Origin of the sequence: Streptomyces axinellae, from assembly GCF_039532135.1 — a bacterium.
Taxonomy (GTDB): domain Bacteria; phylum Actinomycetota; class Actinomycetes; order Streptomycetales; family Streptomycetaceae; genus Streptomyces; species Streptomyces axinellae.
The window spans coordinates 226,986-244,351 of sequence record NZ_BAAARJ010000008.1; the positions used below are offsets into that span (position 1 = coordinate 226,986).

Annotated in this window: 9 protein-coding genes and 1 pseudogene; 6 read left to right on the top strand and 4 right to left on the bottom strand. The window is 69.7% G+C overall.

The window, feature by feature from the left end; all coding sequences use genetic code 11:
* Positions 1-163: 163 nt before the first annotated feature.
* Positions 164-1,106: pseudogene (locus ABD339_RS14530) on the top strand (pectate lyase family protein).
* A 144-nt stretch (positions 1,107-1,250) separates the two neighbouring features.
* Here ABD339_RS14530 and ABD339_RS14535 read toward each other — a convergent pair.
* Both ABD339_RS14535 and ABD339_RS14540 read right to left on the bottom strand, forming a co-directional pair.
* Entirely contained in the window at positions 1,251-1,730 is a 480-nt protein-coding gene (locus ABD339_RS14535) for an SGM_3592 family protein (RefSeq protein WP_344566007.1), read from the bottom strand.
* 186 nt (positions 1,731-1,916) lie between these two features.
* Positions 1,917-2,810, bottom strand: coding sequence for an alpha/beta fold hydrolase (locus ABD339_RS14540; RefSeq protein ID WP_344566009.1), 894 nt, complete (start codon positions 2,808-2,810; stop codon positions 1,917-1,919).
* A gap of 107 nt (positions 2,811-2,917) precedes the next feature.
* Here ABD339_RS14540 and ABD339_RS14545 point away from each other — a divergent pair, with 107 nt between their 5' ends.
* Together ABD339_RS14545 and ABD339_RS14550 are read left to right on the top strand one after the other, a co-directional pair.
* On the top strand, positions 2,918-3,445 hold the full coding sequence (locus ABD339_RS14545) for a CGNR zinc finger domain-containing protein (protein ID WP_344566011.1): 528 nt from the start codon (positions 2,918-2,920) through the stop codon (positions 3,443-3,445).
* Positions 3,446-4,995: 1,550 nt separating this feature from the next.
* Positions 4,996-6,786 carry a BTAD domain-containing putative transcriptional regulator gene (locus ABD339_RS14550; protein ID WP_344566013.1) on the top strand — a complete coding sequence of 597 codons (1,791 nt, stop codon included), beginning with the start codon at positions 4,996-4,998 and terminating at the stop codon, positions 6,784-6,786.
* A 41-nt stretch (positions 6,787-6,827) separates the two neighbouring features.
* Here the strand turns inward: ABD339_RS14550 and ABD339_RS14555 are convergent, their stop codons facing one another.
* The gene (locus ABD339_RS14555) at positions 6,828-7,811 is read right to left on the bottom strand and encodes an aldo/keto reductase (RefSeq protein ID WP_344566015.1); all 984 of its coding nucleotides are present in this window, start codon (positions 7,809-7,811) and stop codon (positions 6,828-6,830) included.
* Positions 7,808-8,551, bottom strand: a complete 744-nt coding sequence (locus tag ABD339_RS14560; protein WP_344566017.1) for a 2OG-Fe dioxygenase family protein — start codon at positions 8,549-8,551, stop codon at positions 7,808-7,810. Before ABD339_RS14560 ends, ABD339_RS14555 begins: the two co-directional genes overlap by 4 nt.
* A 487-nt stretch (positions 8,552-9,038) precedes the next feature.
* Between ABD339_RS14560 and ABD339_RS14565 the strand changes: the two genes are divergently transcribed.
* The 3 genes from ABD339_RS14565 (at position 9,039) to leuS (ending at position 17,364) form a co-directional block, all read left to right on the top strand.
* Positions 9,039-10,154 (top strand): radical SAM protein, encoded by a 1,116-nt coding sequence (locus ABD339_RS14565; RefSeq protein ID WP_344566019.1) that lies wholly within the window; start codon positions 9,039-9,041, stop codon positions 10,152-10,154.
* Positions 10,151-14,545, top strand: coding sequence for a non-ribosomal peptide synthetase (locus ABD339_RS14570; RefSeq protein WP_344566021.1), 4,395 nt, complete (start codon positions 10,151-10,153; stop codon positions 14,543-14,545). The genes ABD339_RS14565 and ABD339_RS14570 overlap by 4 nt, the downstream gene beginning before the upstream one ends.
* Positions 14,546-14,868: 323 nt before the next feature.
* Complete coding sequence (leuS, locus tag ABD339_RS14575) at positions 14,869-17,364, top strand: leucine--tRNA ligase (RefSeq protein WP_344566023.1); 2,496 nt, start codon at positions 14,869-14,871, stop codon at positions 17,362-17,364.
* Positions 17,365-17,366: the final 2 nt, after the last annotated feature.

Consider the following 17,366-nt stretch of genomic DNA (forward strand, 5'->3'; position numbering starts at 1 on the left):
CGCCGAATGCCCGGTCAGTAACGGCACAGCACACGGCGCACACGCACCGCGCTCGGCGGATGCGGGACTCGCTGTTCCGTTCCGGCACGGTGAGTTGGCTGGACGCGGACTACGCGAAGCGTGACGGGCCGGCTCCGGACCTTTACGCCTCCGCTCCCGGAGGCTGTTCCTCTCCACAGGGCCGGCAGCCGTTCTCGCGGTCACCGCCATCGCCGTAGTGCCGCAGTCCGCGGGCGCGGGCGACACCTCTCCCCTCGGCTTCGGAGCCGGCACCTCGGGCGGCGGTAACGCGAACGCTGTCGCCGTCTCCTCGCTCGCCGAATGCGCGCGGCCGTCACAGGTGATGCGGCCCAGGCCGTCAGGGTGAACGGCCTGATCCCGCTCACCGGGCAGATCGACATCGGATCCAACACCACGGTTCTGGGCGTCGGTTCGTCCTCCGGATCCACCGGGGCGGACTGCGCCTCAAGGAGGTCACCAACGTCGTCGTCCGCGATCCGAACATCAGCAAGCCGCGCAAACCCTCGGACGGGATCACCGTCCAGGAGTCGGCGAAGGTGTGGATCGACCACAACTCCTTCTCGGCCGAGCGCGATCACGACAAGGAGCATGACGACGGTCTGCTCGACATCATCCACGGCTCGGACAATGTGACGGTCTCCTGGAACACCTTCGAGGACCACTTCAAGGGCTCACTCGTCGACCACAGCGACAAGAACTCGGGCGAGGACACCGGGCACTTGAAGGTCACGTACCCTCACCATCACTTCAGCGACGTCTACTCGCGCATCCCCATCCTGCGGTTCGGCACCGGCCACTTCTACAACAACTACGTCCGAGGCGCCGGTACCGCCGCACATTCCCGTAGGGGTGCTCAAACGCACGTCGAGAACAACGTCTTCCGAACGACGAAGATCGCGGTCACGACGGGCCGGAGCAGCGATGTGGACGGCTACGCGAACCTGCGCCGAAACGACCTCGGCTGCGCCGCCACCGAGATCTCCCGTACCCGCACATTCACCAGCCCGCCCTACAGCTGGTCCGCCGGACCCGTCTCGTCGGTCGTCGCCTCCGTCACGGCTCAGGCGGGCGCCGGAAGGCTCTGACCAGGCGGTCCGGACACCCTGCCGGGCCCCCGGTCCCGTCGGGGCCCGGCCGGCGAGGTCCTCCACACTTTGCGGCACGGATATGCGGCACACGGCCTGTGCGGCGTGCCGCTTCCGGGCCCCGGCGGCGACATCGGCAGGGGGTCAGTCTCCGCGCTTGCGCCGCCAGGGCCAGCGCCGGTGCCTGCCGCCCTCTCGGCTTTGCCGTCTGTGCCCACCTTGACGGGCGCGGCTCCAGAACCAGCCGGCCGGTGGCTCGTCGGACCGCCACGGCTCGCGTTCCGGATACCCCTCTTCTTTCCACCGGGCGGCCAGTTGCCGGGTGCGGGCCGCCGGTTCGTTCACATCGGCCGCACGGACGAATGCCTCGTCGAATTCGAGGGACTCCGCCTCCTCACCCACCGAAGAGGATTCCGGACCGCGTGCATCCGCCGGCCCGCCCGTCCCGGAGTCCGGTGTCCCTGAACCCGGGGTCCCGGAGTCCGGCGCCTCGGGCTCTGACGTCCCGTGTTCCGGTGCCTTTTCCTCGGGAGCAGCCGCCTCTTCCGGCTCTCGCCCCGGCCGGGGCTCGTGGCTGCCCTCGCCGCCGCCCGGGCCTCCGGCCCGGTCGCCTCCGCTGGTCATGGCGCATGCGCCTCCTCTTACCTTTCCAGGTTACGAGGGGACCGCTTCTGCTGGTTTCCCGGGCAGGGTGAGAAATGTATGAGAACTACCGACATAAGCGCCACGGGGAATGGGGTGCCTCTGTCAAGGCTTCCACGAGCACTGATGGTGATCTGGACCGGCCGCCGAGGGGCTGCTGAACGGTGTTCACCCCGCCTGGGCGGATGTGTCCGGGGGCAAGGCTTGGGTGAGAAAGGCGCGCATCGCGTCGGCAACGGTGTCGAGGTGGCTTTCGAGGAGGAAGTGACCTCCACCCGCCACCAATTGGACCTGGGCGTTCTCAAGATCCTTGGTGAATGCGCGGGCTCCCTCGGGGCCGAAAATCTTGTCTTCCGCGCCCCAGATGGCCAGCAACGGTACCTGGGTGGTGCGGAAGTACTCGTGGAGCCGGGGATAGAGGGGCGGGTTGGTGGCGTAGTCGCGGAAGAGGTCGAGTTGAATCCGGTCGAGGCCCGGGCGCGAGATCTCCCGGTGATCAGTGGCCCAGGTATCCGGGTCGATCAGTTCTGGTTCGGCGACGCCGTGCAGGTACTGCCACCGAATGGCTTCCTCGCTCAGCGCCTCACGCAGCGCGGCTTCCGTCGAAGGGCTCGGCGACTGCGCGTATGCCCAGACCGGGGCCCAGAAGTCGGAGACGAATCCTTCGTCGTAGGCATTCCCGTTCTGCGTGACGATCGCGGTGACAGCGCGCGGGTGCCGCAGCGCGAGGCGCCAGCCGATGGGGGCTCCGTAGTCCTGCACATAGAGCGCGTACCGCTCCAGGCCGAGATCGCTCAGCAGCCTTTCGGTGACGTCGGTGAGAGCGTCGAAACCGTAGGCGAACTCGTCGGCCGGCGGGGTGGCGGACTGCCCGAACCCCAGGTGGTCAGGGGCGACGACATGGAACCGGTCGGCCAGTGCGGGAATAAGCCGCCGGAACATCCGCGAGCTGGTGGGATACCCGTGCAGCAGGACGATGGTGGGCGCATCGGCGGGGCCGGCTTCCCGGTAGAACACGCGGTGTCCGAGCACGGAGGTGTAGCGATGCCGTATCTCGACCATGAGTAACCCCTTAAAGGTGTGAGTGTGGTTAGGTACGCCACAGGCTGCTTCCCGAGCGGGTAACCTGTCAAGCCCTGCAAGCTGGTTACGAGTGAGGCGGAGGTGGGATGTTCGGCGAGGAAGCGCTGCTCGAAGCGCTGAACAGCACGCCCGTCGTGGACGGGGTTCCACGTGATCTGTGGCTGGATGGTCCCGCGCTGAGCCGGTGGGCGGTCCAGCACGGCGGTGACGGCGGGCCCACGGAGCAGGAGTGGCTCAGGAAGACCCGGGACGCACTCCAGAGGGTGGTTCGCGGAGAGAGCGGACCGGAGGCCCTGACCGCGCTCGTCGCGGGCGCGCACAAGGTGCCCCACCTGAGCGCAGAGGGCCTGGACTGGATCCTGGAAGTCGAAGCGGACCGGCGACCAGCCGTCGAACTGGTCCTCACCTGGGCCCATATCCAGAAGGAACTGCCCGGCAGACTACGGCCGTGCGCGAACAGCGACTGCCGGCTGTTCCTGGTGGACCACAGCCGTGCCAACACCGCGCGATGGTGCTCGATGAGAACCTGCGGCAACCGGCTCAAAGCCCGTCGGCACCACGAGCGGCAACGGCAGGCCGAAGGGAGAACGGCGCCGCCCCGCGCTGACCGGTGAGCCGCCTCTGCTGAGGCGGGAGGTACTCCTGACGCGACCGTGCGAGGCAGGCTGCTGACCCGGGGATCACCAGCATGTCGGGGAGGCACCCTCGCTCCGGATCATGCCGGACACCGACGACCCCGGCGGTCACGTCACGGCCGTCCTGGCCCCTGACGAGGTTGCTGGACCGGCACTCGCGCGACGCGCAGATCGGCATGGAGACCGCCACCCCGGCCGTCCCCGCCATCGACGCGGGAACCGCGTTCTGGCGCAGCGTGGAGCGGCACGAAGTCAGCACCAAGTCAGTACCCGCGCTCTCTTCGACGGTCCTGCCGCGAGGCGGAACGGATCCCGACTGTCCGCTCCGCGAGCGATGCCGCGGACCATGAGGGTCCCCGGTCTTCTCTTTTGTTCGTCCGGGCGGGCAGGCGGCTTGTTTTGGGACGCGTTTCGGAGTTTCCGGTGTGAGAGATTCTCGTCATTCCGCTTTACTGGCGCTGTAATTCTTCGATTGCAGGAGAGCGGCATTCACCAACCGGTCGCGTTATCGGGCTCGTGAAGCGGAACCGGGGATTGTTCGGAAACCGGGAATTGCGGCTTGCTGCCGGAGGTGACGCCGGACGCACGTGTGTGGCGCGCCCCTGCTGTCGTAGGTCCCGGCCGACCGCCCAGCCGGTTCAGCCGCTCCGTGGCGTAGCAGCGCCCGGTGCGCCCTTGTGCCGAGGGGAGGTGCTGACGCCTTCCGCGGGATTCGGGGAGCAGGTGGTGCCGGGTCTGTGAATCGACCGCTCCGAAGGTGCGGCGGCACGAGGGGGCAGGAGTAATGCCCGTCGAATCGGGTCCGGGGTGGTTCGTCGGCGCCTCGGGCGATTGGAGCGGGCAGTGGATTCATGCATTTCGCCGGCCGTGGAAACCTGCGGTTTCCGGTGGAACCCGGACTCCTGACTCGGTTGGCCGGTGCACCGAACCGCACTGGGTTGCCGTGACAGCTGGGTGACAGGTCGATGACAGCCGGTTCCGTGTTCAAAGTCGTTCCGGTACGTGGTCGGCGGGCCGGTCCTTGGGTGTGTCACCTGGGAGGGGTCGCCTTCTGAGGGTGTCGCCTTCCGGGTGAGGGGTGCCGGCCGGATCGCCCGCGGCGTCATGTGACCTGGAAGGTTAAAACCGTCCGTATCCGGAATATCGGACCAACCGTGAAAACGTACGTGTGGTCGAGACATTGAAGAATTGGTCCTGCCGATGTTTTGGATTGGGCTCCCGGTGGAAGTTCAGCGACGACTTGGAGGCTTAGTCGCGTCGGGCAGTTCATGGCGGCGGCATCCTCTGCGGGGAGATAAATCCTCCGCCGAACCCGCCCGATTCGCATATCACTGTGCTAGCTTGTGGCTTGACCATTCCTTGACCAGTGCATGCCTGGCGTGACTTCTCGGATCCGAAGCCGGCCGACTATGGCTTCGTGAAATCGAGTCACTGGGTATGCGCTTTACGCATCGTGACTACGGGGGTGTTTATGCGATGTTTAAATGGGGTATTGCGGCGTTGGCAGGGCATGGGTGCCAGGGGGTTCGGTGTTCGGTAACGAGGCGCCCTGGGAACTCGCTGAACTCATCCACCAATTGCGGCGGAACGCCGGTCTCACCCAGCGGGAAATGGCGGAGCGCGCCAAGATCAGCGTGGCGGGCCTGCGTGACCTCGAACAACGGCGGGTGACGCGGCCGAGAGTCAGCACGCTCCGCCGCATCGCGGCTGCTTTGGAGCTGTCTCCGGCCGAGACACATGAGCTCGTGCGCGTCGGGTCCCTGGGGCCGATGCTGGCCCACGACCTGCGCCTCCGTGTGCTCGGCCCGCAGTCGATCTCGGTCGATGGCGAATCGGTCAATCTCGGCTCGGAGCGGCAGCGCACGATGCTCGCGCTGCTCGCGATCTCCCCCGGCGTCCCGATCAGCCTGGATTTCCTGATCGACGCCGCCTGGGGAGAGGGGGCGGTCCCCAAGGTGGACCTGGTCCGCTCCCAGATGTCGCGGCTGCGCCGGCGGATCCAGCCCAGGGACCAGAAGGAACCCGTCCTGGTCTCGCTGAACGGTGGATACGCGCTTCGGGTGGAGGACGGCCAGCTCGATCTGCTGGTCTTCCGCCGCCTGGTGGCCTCCGCCCGGCGCGACTGCGAGGCCGGCCGCACCGAGGCGGCGGTGATCACCTATCGGCAGGCCATGGGCCTGTTGCGGGACAAGCCGCTCGCCGACCTGCCCGGGGTGCAGGAACTCCCCATGCTGGCCGGCCTCCGGCGCGAGCTGGAGACGGCACTCCTGGAGTACGCCGACTCCGCAGCCGGCATCGGCCGGCACGAGGAGGTGCTCACTCCGCTGTACCGCTTCGCGGAATCCAACCCCCTGCACGAGTCCGTGCACGCCCGGCTGATGACCGCACTGGCCGGCTCCGGACAGCCCGCCGTCGCGCTGGAGCTGTTCGAGACGCTGCGCGGTCAGCTCGCCGATGAACTCGGTGTTGATCCAGGAGCGTTGGTACGCGAGACGCATCAAGCCATCCTGCGTGGTGTGCCCGCACGGGCGCAGCTGGTGTCGGTGCCGCCGTTGCAGGGGAACGCGGACCCGTCGCAGCCGGTTCCGACTCAGCTTCCGGCCGACGTCAACGGCTTCTCCGGCCGGAGCGAGGAGCTCGCCCACCTCGATGCGATATGGGAACAAGGCCGGGCCCAGCCGGCGGTGGTGATCGTGACTCTGCCGGGCAGGCCGGGGGTCGGCAAGTCCAGTCTCGCGGTGCACTGGGCGCACCGCGTCGCCGAGACGTTTCCCGATGGACAGCTCTACGCGGAGCTGGGCCAGTGCTGCTCGGCCGACGTGGTGCGCGACTTCCTGCTCGCGCTGGGGGTCGGGCCCGGACAAGTGCCCGACAGCCTGACCAGCCGGTCGGCACTGTTGCGCAGCCTGCTGACCGGCAAGCGGGTGCTCATGGTGCTGGACAACGCGGTCGGCACCGACCAGGTGCGTCCGTTGCTGCCCGGTTCCCGTGGCTGCGCGGCGCTGGTGACCAGCCGTGATCCGCTGTGCGGGCTGGTCGCGTCGGAAGGGGCCCGGCCGCTGATCGTGGACACACTCCCGGAGGCCGACTCGCTGACATTGCTTCAGCGCAGGCTGGGCGCGGCCCGCGCCATGGCCGAGCCGAAGGCCATGCGCGAGATCCTGGCTCTGTGCGAAGGGCTGCCCGCGGCGCTGGCCGCGGTGGCGACCCGGGCGCTGACCGATCCTCGGCTGTCGCTCTCGATCCTGGCCAAGGAATTGCGTGAGGGGTACCTGCCGGCCACATGGGAGACCGACAGCCCCTTACAGCACATCTCGTGAGAGCCGTTCGAGCCGGCCGTCACCGGGCCGGTGCGCCGTGGTTACGTGCGGGAAGTGCGGGGGACGGCGTAGGAGAATCTGTCCCCCGCCCACGCCGACCGGGAAGCGACTGAGTCGAGCCGTTCGAGAGCCTCGGCAGACAGGGACACGTCCGCCGCGGTGGCGTTCTCCGCGAGCCTGGCGGGGCTGCGGGTGCCAGGGATGGCCGCTACGTCCTCACCCTGTGCCAGCAGCCAGGCGAGAGCCAACTGCCCCGGTGTGATGTCGAGTTCCTCACTCAGCTTCGTCAGCTCGGCAAGGCTCGCGTTGTTCCTCGTCAAGGCGTCGCCCTGGAAGCGCTGGTCGGGGAGGCGGTCGTCGTGGGCGCCCAGCTCCTCCAGCCTGAGCGTGCCGGTGAGGTACCCCCGGCCGAGCGGGCTGAAGCCGACGATGCCGATGCCTAGCCTGCGCGCGAGAGGCACCACATCGTCCTCCAACTCCCGCCAGAACAGCGACCACTCGTACTGGATGGTGCTGATCGGGGCCGCCGCCGCGGCGCGCGCCAGCTCCTCCGGGCTGCTCTCGGAGAGACCGAGATAGCGCACCTTGCCCTCGGCCACCAGCTCGGCCATGACTCCGACGCTCTCCTCCACCGGCACCGTCGGATCGACACGGTGCAGGTAGTACAGGTCGATGTAGTCGGTGCCCAGACGGGAGAGCGAATCCTCGCAGAAGCGGCGGATCCGGTCCGGACGGGCGTTGAGGCTGGGCGGGTCTCCTTGCTTCTCCCGCCAGATACCGAACTTCGTGGCCAGCACGGCCTGTTCACGCCTGCCCGCGATGCCGCGGCCGACGAGTTCCTCGTTGTGTCCGGCGCCGTAGCTCATCGAGGTGTCGATGAGCGTCACACCGAGGTCGATCGCCCGCTGGATGGTCCGTACGGACTCGGCGTCGTCGGCGGGCCCGTAGTCCTGCGACATTCCCATGCACCCCAGGCCGATGGCCGAGGTGGTGAGGCCGTGGCTGCCCAGGGCTCTGGTGATCACGACAGCCTCCCGGGCAGCGCGCAGTAGTTGAGCACCAGCACGTCACGGTGCCCCACCTGGCCAGGGTCGGCCGCCGCGATCGGTGTGACCTGGTGGTAGGTGCGCTGATCGTCCCCGAGCAGCAGGTCACCGGGCTCGGACAGGGTGACGGTGCGCAGCAGGTCCTGCTTCTCGTCGTACGTGGTGCTCTCGCCACCGGTGACGTTGAGCCGGTCGATCAGCAGCGAACCGACGAAGGTGACACCGTCGCGGTGGCGGCCCTCGGGAGCGGGCTGCCCTATCTTCTCGCCGGCGATGATGCGCACCGGATGCAGCTTGATCAGCCACCGCCGGGTGTCGTCCACCTCGGTGAAGATCCGGCCGAGCGATGTCAACAGCGGGGCCAGCAGCGGATCTCCGGTGAAGGCGTCGGTGAGCGGCTCGTACACCCGGTCCACGCCGCCGTTGAGATGGTTGAAGAACTTCTCCTGCCGGTACGGCTCGTGCGGCAGGAGAGTGAGCTCTTCGGTGCCCGGGCTGTACTCGTACTGGCCGTAGCGGCGGTAACGGTAGGTGCCCCCGTCCGCCATGAACGTGTCGATCTCAAGGTCGTCCCAGTTCCGGGCGAACCGCTGCCAGTCCTCGGCGGTGGCGCCCGTGATCTCCGACAGTTCCCGGGACGTCACCAGGTGCTCGCCCGTACCGGACAGCGCGTCCGCGACGGTGCGTGCGGGGCTGCTCAGAGTGGTGTTGCCTGACATGGCGGTCCTTTCCAAGTCGAGCCGCTGCTCTGCCGGGGACGCTCGAACGCGTTCCCCGGCCACCCATACTGGTCCGGTGTCCCGACGGTCGGCGAACACCTCTTGCGGTGAGCGCGGCACCGAGCACGCTGGTCAACCGCGCTGTGACGGCGCTGCGGCGGATGCGCTACGGGGCTCGGGCACGAGGCCGGCCGGTGGGCGACCCGCTGCCCCGGGTTCCGTAGGAAACCCGCAGTGAGCCCTGTTTCACCGCGTGATCCCGTGTGTCACCAGGGCGGCTCGCGGCGCGGGCCCGGCCGTGGCGCGCCCGCGCGCGACCCGTTCCCCCACCACGATGGAACCTCTGATCCGACCGCAGCGGGGAGAACCATGACCGACCGGGGCGCGAAGGCGCACGCCGCGGACGGCGGACCGGACGCACACCGCCGGGCGGCGGCCATCGCCCCGACCCCGTGGGCAAGCCCTGATCGCGAGGAGGCAGCACGTCATGGCCGGAGCGACAAACGGAGTGTTCCACGAGAAGACCTCGCCGTTCCTGCGCGAGAAGCTGGCCGCAACCCCGGCCGATTTCCTGCGGCGGCAGTACCTCGTGGACCCGGCCGAGCCCTCGGCCAAGCCCCTGGAGGTCGACCGGCACTACCACTCCGAGGTCGAGGCGCTCTTCGAGGGCAGGGTGCTGCGCGGGGTGGAGAAGCTGTACCGGCGCACCGTACTGGTCGAGCCGACGAGCGTGTGTGCGGCGCACTGCCGCTGGTGCATTCGCGGCCAGTACGACACCTTCACCCTGCGCGAGGACGAACTCGAACTCATCGCCCGGTACTGCGGGACGGCGCCGGAGAACGCGGATGTGCGAGAAGTCCTCGTCACCGGCGGCGACCCGCTGATGCTGGTCAGACAGCTCGATTTCCTGCTGGACGCGCTGGAGCGGCACGCGCCCAACGTGGAGGTGGTGCGCATCGGCACTCGGGTGCCGCTCCAGGACCCGCGCCGCGTCGATGACCGGATGGTCCGTGCCCTGCGGTCCAGATCGACGTTCCGCATCGAGATCGCCACCCACGTCAACCACCCCGGTGAACTCTTTCCCGAAGTGCGGGCGGCCTACCAGCGGTTGCATGAGGCGGGAGTGACCGTCTACGACCAGACCGTGCTGCTGCGCGGCGTCAACGACGACCTGGACACCCTGGTCGATCTGGTCGAGGAGCTTCGCGGGCTGCGCATCGAGATGCACTACCTGTTCCACTGTGTGCCGCTCCGCGGCATGGACCACCACCGCACGACGTTGGACGAGGGGCTGCGGCTGGCCCGGCGGCTCACCTCGTCCGGCCTGACATCGGGCCGGGCGAAGCCGATGTTCACCGTGATGACCGACATCGGCAAGATCACTCTCTACGAGGGCACCATCCTGGAGAGAGAGCCCAGCGGCCGGGTACTGCTGGCGTCCGGCTACTCCTACGAGGACCGCCTCAAGTGGACCCCCAGCTGGCAGCTGCCGGACAGCGCGCACGTCGGCGACGACGGCCTGCTCCGGGTCTGGTACCTGGACAGCACGGCTGATGCCGCGCCGCTCCCCGTCGCCGTGGGGGCCGAGGAGGGGAACAGGTGAGCGCCGGGGGCCGGCTCATCCCGCACCGTGCCACCTCCGGCGAGCCCGTGCCGCTGTCGTTCGCCCAGCACGGCATCTGGATCGCCGACCAGCTCCACCCGGGCGAGCCCACCTACACCACGCCGATGGCGGTGCGGCTGCGCGGGCCGCTGCGCCGGGCCGCGCTGATCGGGGCGATAGCCGACATCGTGGCGCGGCACGAGGCGCTGCGCACCACCATCCGCGCCCCCGAGGGCAGGCCGTGGCAGTGCGTCCGGGCGTCCGTGCCACCGGCGGTGACCACCACGGACCTCACCGGGTCGCCGCCGGCGGAACGGTACCCCGCCGCGGTGGCGGATGCCACGGAGCGGGCCGGGCAGTACCTCGACCCTGCCGAGCCGATGGGCCGGTTCCACCTCTACCGGCTCGCCGACGATGATCACTTGCTGTTCCTGGCGGTGCATCACCTGGTCTGGGACGGCTGGTCGATCAGTGTCTTCTTCCGGGATCTCTCGGAGTGTTACCGGGCACGGGTCGCCGGCGGCAGGCCGGACCTGCCCGCGCTGCCGGTCCAGTACGCCGACTACACCCTGTGGCAGCGCGACCGGTTCGCCACCGCCGGCACCACATCCGCCGACCTCGACCACTGGCGTGCGGAGCTGTCGGGCGATCTGGCGCCGTTCGAGCTGCCCCGGGTCCTGCCGGGCGGCGGCGACGGCGGCAATGCGGGCGCTGTGACCCGACTGCTCGTACCCGCGGATGAGTTGCGGCCGATCCGCGCGTTCGCCCGCGCCGAGCGGGTGTCGCTGTTCATGATGCTCAAGGCGGCACTGCACGCGGCGTTGCACCGGCTCACCGGTGTGCCGAAGGTGGCCACCGTGTTCCCGTCGGCCAACCGGGACGCGGCCGAACTGGAGAACCTCATCGGGCTGTTCGTCAACCAGCTGGTGCTGCGTACCGACTGCGCCGGTGATCCGTCCTTCCGCACCTTGCTGCACCAGGTCCGGGCAAAGGCCCTGCGCGCCTTCCGCCACGCCGAGCTGCCGTTCGAGTGGCTGGTGCGCGAACTCGGTATCGACCGGGACTCCAGCCGCAATCCTCTGGACCAAGTGCGGCTGGGTTTCCAGAACGCCACCGATGCGTCGCTGCTCGACCTGCCCGGAGTGCACGGCGAAGTCGTCGAGCTGCACAGCGGGGCCGCCAAGGAGAAGCTCGACCTGGTGGCGTGGGAGCAGCCGGCCGGGCTGGAACTGGTCGCGGCCTACAACACCGGGGTGTTCGACGAACTCGCGGCGAACCGGCTGCTGCGCAGGCTGGCACAGGTCATGTCCGCGGCCTGCGCCGACCCCGAACGCCCCCTGTCCGAACTGCCGTTGCTGGTGGAGGGCGAGCAGGTGGAACTGGCGCGGGCAGCTCGGGCCGCGCCGGGCGACGAGCCGGCGGCGACGGTGCACGAGCTGCTCGCCGCCCGGATCGCCCGCGTACCCGAGGCGACCGCGCTGGTGTGCGGCGTCGAATCGGTGTCCTACCGGGAGCTGGGGGAGCGGGCGGACCTGCTCGCCCGGATCCTGCGTGACCGGGGAGTGCGCCGTGGCGTCGCGGTCGGCGTGTACCTCGGCCGCTCGATCGACTTCGCGATCGTCGCACTGGCCGTCTTCCGTGCCGGCGGGTACTACGTGCCGCTGGACCCCGATGTGCCGCCCGCCCGCACCGAGTTCCTGCTGGCCGACACCGCGCCCGCAGCGCTGGTCACCTCCGCCGCGCTCGCTGCGGCCCTGCCTGCGACGGCCGCCCCCGTGGTGGCACTGGAGCCCGGCTGGCACGAACGGATGCGGGATCCCGGCGGGGCACTGGCCGGTCACGGGTCCGGCGCGGACTACGCCTACGTCATGTACACCTCCGGCTCCACCGGCCGGCCCAAGGCGGCCACCATCCCGCACAAAAGCGTCGTGGACGTGGTCCGCCATCAGCAGCGCGTCATGCCGCTCGGGGCCGGCGACCGGGTGCAGCACCGGGCGCCGCTGACGTTCGACGTTTCCGTCATGGAGCTGTTCTGGACGCTGTGCTCCGGCGCCACGGTCGTCGTAGCGCCGGACGCGGCAGCGGACGTGCGGGCGCTGGCCCGGCATGCACAGGCGCAGCGGGTGACCGCGATGTTCCTGGTGCCCTCGCTGATCCGCGCGTTCCTGGCCGCCGGCCCGCCCGCGCTGCCGCACTTGCGGGCACTGTTCTGTACCGGTGAAGCGCTCACCCCGGAGCTGATCCGACGGGTGCGGGAGTTCGCGCCCGAGGTCACCCTGGTCAACATCTACGGAGCGACCGAGGCGTCGGTCTACGCCACCACCTGGTCCCTCCCACCGGGCGACGAAGTGCCGCCCGAGGTACCGGTCGGGGCCCCCAGGCCCGGGGTGCGCTGCCATGTCCTCGATGCCGGGCTGCGACCGCTGCCGGCGGGCAGCCCGGGCGAGCTGTACCAGGGCGGGGACGCGGTCGCCCCGGAGTGCGGCTACCTCGGCCGGCCCGCGCTGACCGCGGAGCGGTTCGTGCCCGACCCGTTCAGCGCTGTGCCCGGAGCGCGCCTGTACCGGACAGGGGATCTCCTGCGGATGTGCCGGGACGGCAGCCTCTACTACGCGGGCCGGGCGGACCGGCAGCTCAAGCGGGACGGCGTGCGCATCGAGCCCGGCGAGATCCAGGCGGTGCTGGAGAGCCGTCCGGACGTGGCGCACGCCCATGTCACCGAGTACACCGAAGGGGACATCAGCCACCTCGTCGCGTACGTGGTGCCGTTGCCCGGGGCGGATGTGGACGTGGCGGCGGCCCGGAGCGCGGCTGCCGCGGCGCTTCCCCGGCAGCTGGTGCCCTCCCGGTACGTACGCCTGGACAGCCTCCCCCTGACGGAGAACGGCAAGATCGACACGCGGGCGCTGCCGCTGCCTGCGGCCTGGGCACCGGACCGGGCGGGGCGGCGCGTGGCGCCCTGCGGCGGCGCGGAGCAGACCGTCACCGAGTGCGTCGCCGAACTGCTCGGCCTGGAACACGTCTGGGCCGACGACGACTTCTTCCACCTGGGCGGGACGTCGTTGCGGGCCGCCGAGCTGGCGTACCGGCTGGGCAAGGAGTTCGGCACGCCGGCGGACGTACGTGCGGTCTTCGAGGCACGGTCCATGGCCGAGCTGGCCGAGCGCGTGGCAGGCGGTGGCGATCACGGCGCGGGGGAGCGCGAGTTGCCGCTCGCCGCCGACGCCCGGCTCGATCCGTCGATCACCGTCGACGGTACGGAACCGGTCGATGCGGAGCGTGTCAGCGACCCCCGGCACGTGCTGCTGACCGGCGCCACCGGTTTCGTGGGCGCGTTCTTGCTGCGCGAGCTGCTGGACCGGACGCGCGCGCATGTGTACTGCCTGGTCCGCGCCACTGACGACGCGGCGGCCACACAGCGTGTCGAGGACGTGCTGCGCTCGTTCGGGCTGTGGGACGGCGCGGTGCCCTCGCGGACGACCGCCCTCGCGGGGGACTTGAGCCTTCCGCTGCTGGGCCTCGGCGAGGGACGGTTCGACGGCCTGGCGGTGACGCTGGACGCCATTCATCACAACGGCGCGAGGGTGAACCACCTGGAGTCCTACGAGCGGCTGCGGCCACCGAACGTCTCCGGCACGGTGGAGGTCCTGCGCCTGGCCACCACCCGGCGGCTGAAGCCCGTGCACTTCGTGTCCACGACCGGCCTGGCATACGGCACCGGCCACAACCCCCCGGTGCTGGCCGAGAACCGGCGAGTGCCGCCGGCCGAAGTGCTGCCCAACGGCTATGTGGCCAGCAAGTGGGTGGCCGAGGAGCTGGTTCATGCCGCGGGCGAGCGCGGCGTACCGGTCGTGACGTACCGCCCTGGCCGGGTCAGCGGCCACTCCGCCACGGGTGCGGCGGGCGCCGATGACGCGTTCTGGAACCTGGTGCGGGCGATGAGCCTCATCGGCGCGGCCCCCGCCCTCGAACTCACCGCGGACCTGGTGCCGGTCGATCACGTGGCAGGCGCGATCGTTCACCTCTCGCGACGACCCGGTTGCTTCGGCACCACGTTCCATGTGACGAATCCGCGGCCGGTACCGGTCGGCCTGGTCATCGACCGGCTGCGGGCGATGGGCCGTCCCATGGAGCCGATCCCGGCAGCGCAGTGGCAAGACCGGCTGTCCTCGGCAGCTGTCGGGGACCCCTCGCTGAGCCTGGTCGCCGCCCAGACCGAGGCCGCCGGTGCGCTCGGCCCCGTCGTGTTCGCCCGGGACAACACCGAGCGCGCACTGGCAGGCGCTCCCGTGCCGGGCGCCGAAGTGAGCGAACAACTGCTGGACCGGTACCTGGAGTACTTCGTCCGCAGCGGATTCCTCCCGGCTCCCTCGGCGAGTGAGCGAAGGTGACCGATTACCTGTCCCCTAAATTCCGGCCACCTCGCACCCGGCTCCCCGCGCAACGCCCGCATTGTCGAGGCGAATCGAACGGAAATCGGCCGGAAGGAGAGGCCGGGCCCCGGTGGACGCCGCGTTCGGAGCCCTCGCTTCCGGCCCGGCGGCCTCCGGGTCGAACATGCCCAACTGGGCAGGGCCGCGAGGGGTATTGGACTAGGGGCTTTCCGGTGAGTAGCGTGCTTTCCTATGTTGCCGGGCCCGGATCGGCCCACATTTCGGTTCGCAGCCGCTTGTCACTCCCTGTCCGTTACACACATTCAGCGATGAGGTAGAAAGTGCCCGCGCAAGAGACGATCAGCCACGACGGGTACGACCCGCACTCCGTGATCGACAAATGGATCCGGGTGTGGGAGGAGCGGCGGGTGTTCGAGGCACAGGGCCTCACCGCTGACGAGGACGGCGAGCGGCCCCGCTCCTTCCTCGTCAGCATGTACCCGTACCCCTCCGGTGACCTGCACATGGGCCACGCCGAGGTGTACGCGATCAGCGACGCCTCGGCCCGGTTCGCCCGGCTGCGCGGCGACAACGTCCTGAACCCGATCGGCTGGGACTCCTTCGGTCTGCCGGCGGAGAACGCCGCCCTCCGGCGCAACCTGGATCCACGGGAGTGGACCTACGGCAACATCGACATCCAGGCCGATTCCTTCCGCCACATCGGAGTCTCCTTCGACTGGCGCACCCGGCTGCACACTTCGGACCCCGAGTACTACCGCTGGAACCAGTGGCTGTTCCTCCGCCTGTTCGAGAAGGGACTCGCCTACCGCAAGTCCGCGGCGGTCAACTGGTGCCCGGTGGACAAGACCGTGCTCGCCAACGAGCAGGTCCTCCAGGGGAAGTGCGAACGGTGCGGAACGGACGTCGAGCCCCGTGAGCTCACCCAGTGGTTCTTCCGCACCACGGACTACGCGCAGCGGATGCTCGATGACATGGCGCAGCTGGAGGGCAAATGGCCGGGAGAGATCCTGGCCATGCAGCGCAACTGGATCGGCCGCTCCGAAGGGGCGTACATCGACTTCGCGGTCGAGGGCCGGGACGAGCCCGTACGGGTGTTCAGCACCCGGCCCGACACCCTGTACGGCGCGACATTCTTCGTGGTGGCCGCCGACTCCCCGCTGGCGGCGGAGGTGTGCGCTCCCGAGCAGCGGGCCGAGTTCGACGAATACGTGCAGAAGGTGCGCACCCGGAACGACGTCGAGCGCCTGGCCACGGACCGGCCCAAGACCGGTGTCGCGCTGAACCGCTGTGCGGTGAATCCGGTCAACGGGGAGAAGCTCCCCATCTACGCCGCCGACTACGTGCTGTCCAGCTACGGCACCGGCGCGGTCATGGCGGTACCCGCTCACGACCAGCGCGACCTGGACTTCGCCAAGGTGATGGGCCTGCCCGTGAGGAGGGTCCTGGACACCGGCGAGCCGGATCCTGCCGAGAGCGGGGTGGCCACCACCGCGGACGGCACGCTGATCAACTCCGGACGGTTCGACGGCCTGAGCAAGCAGGAGGCGATCGCCGCCGTCACCGCCGAGCTGGTCGAGTGCGGCGCGGGCGAGGCGGCGGTGAACTACCGGCTGCGCGACTGGCTGCTGTCCCGGCAGAGGTACTGGGGCACGCCGATCCCGATCGTCCACTGCTCCTCCTGCGGCGAGGTGCCCGTCCCCGACGACCAGCTGCCCGTACGGCTGCCGGAGAGCGGCTACGAACTCCGCCCGGAGAGCGGAGTATCGCCGCTGGCGAGCGCCGCCGAGTGGGCCCGGGTGTCCTGCCCGCGCTGCGGCGGGGAGGCGGAGCGGGACACCGACACGATGGACACCTTCGTGGACTCCTCCTGGTACTTCCTGCGCTATCCCAACCCGGACTACACCGACGGCCCGTTCGACCCGGAGGGTGTGCGGCGGTGGCTGCCGGTGGACGAGTACGTCGGCGGCAAGGAGCACGCCACCGGGCACTTGATGTACGCCCGGTTCATCACCAAGGTGCTCTACGACCTGGGCATGGTCGACTTCGTCGAGCCCTTCACCCGGCTGACCAACCAGGGCCAGGTGGTCATGGACGGCAAGGCGATGAGCAAGAGCCTGGGCAACCTGGTCAACCTCCAGGACCAGATCGCCCGGTACGGGCCTGACGCCGTGCGGGTCACCATGGTGTTCGCGGGCCCTCCCGAGGACGACATCGACTGGGCGGACGTCTCCCCGACCGGCTCGGTGAAGTGGCTCGCGCGGGTGTGGAGGCTCTGCGGCGACGTCGCGACGGAGAGCTCGGGCGCGGTCGAGGACGGCGATCTGCCGCTGCGCAAGCGGGTGCACCGGCTGTTGGCCGAGACCACGGCGCTGATGGAGCGCAAGCGCTTCAACGTGGCTGTCGCCCGCTTGATGGAGCTGACCAGCGCGCTGCGCAAGGCTGTTGACACGGGCCCCGGGCCGGCGGACCCCGCCGTACGCGAGGGCGCTGAGGCCCTCGCCAGGATGCTGTCCTGCTTCGCACCGTTCACCGCGGAGGAGGCATGGGAGCGCCTGGGCGGCGAGGCATCGGTGATCGAGCACGGCTGGCCGGTGACGGACCCCGCGCTGGCCGCCGAGGAGAGGGTGACCTGTGTGGTGCAGGTGGCGGGCAAGGTGCGTGCCCGTCTGGAGGTCGATCCCTCGATCGGTGAGGACGCGTTGCGCTCCCTGGCCCTGGCCTCGGAGAAGGTCGCGGAGGCCCTGGGCGGCGCCGAGGTCGCCCGTGTGATCGTCCGCCCGCCCGGGCTGGTCAACGTCGTGCCGCGCAAGGGCTGAGC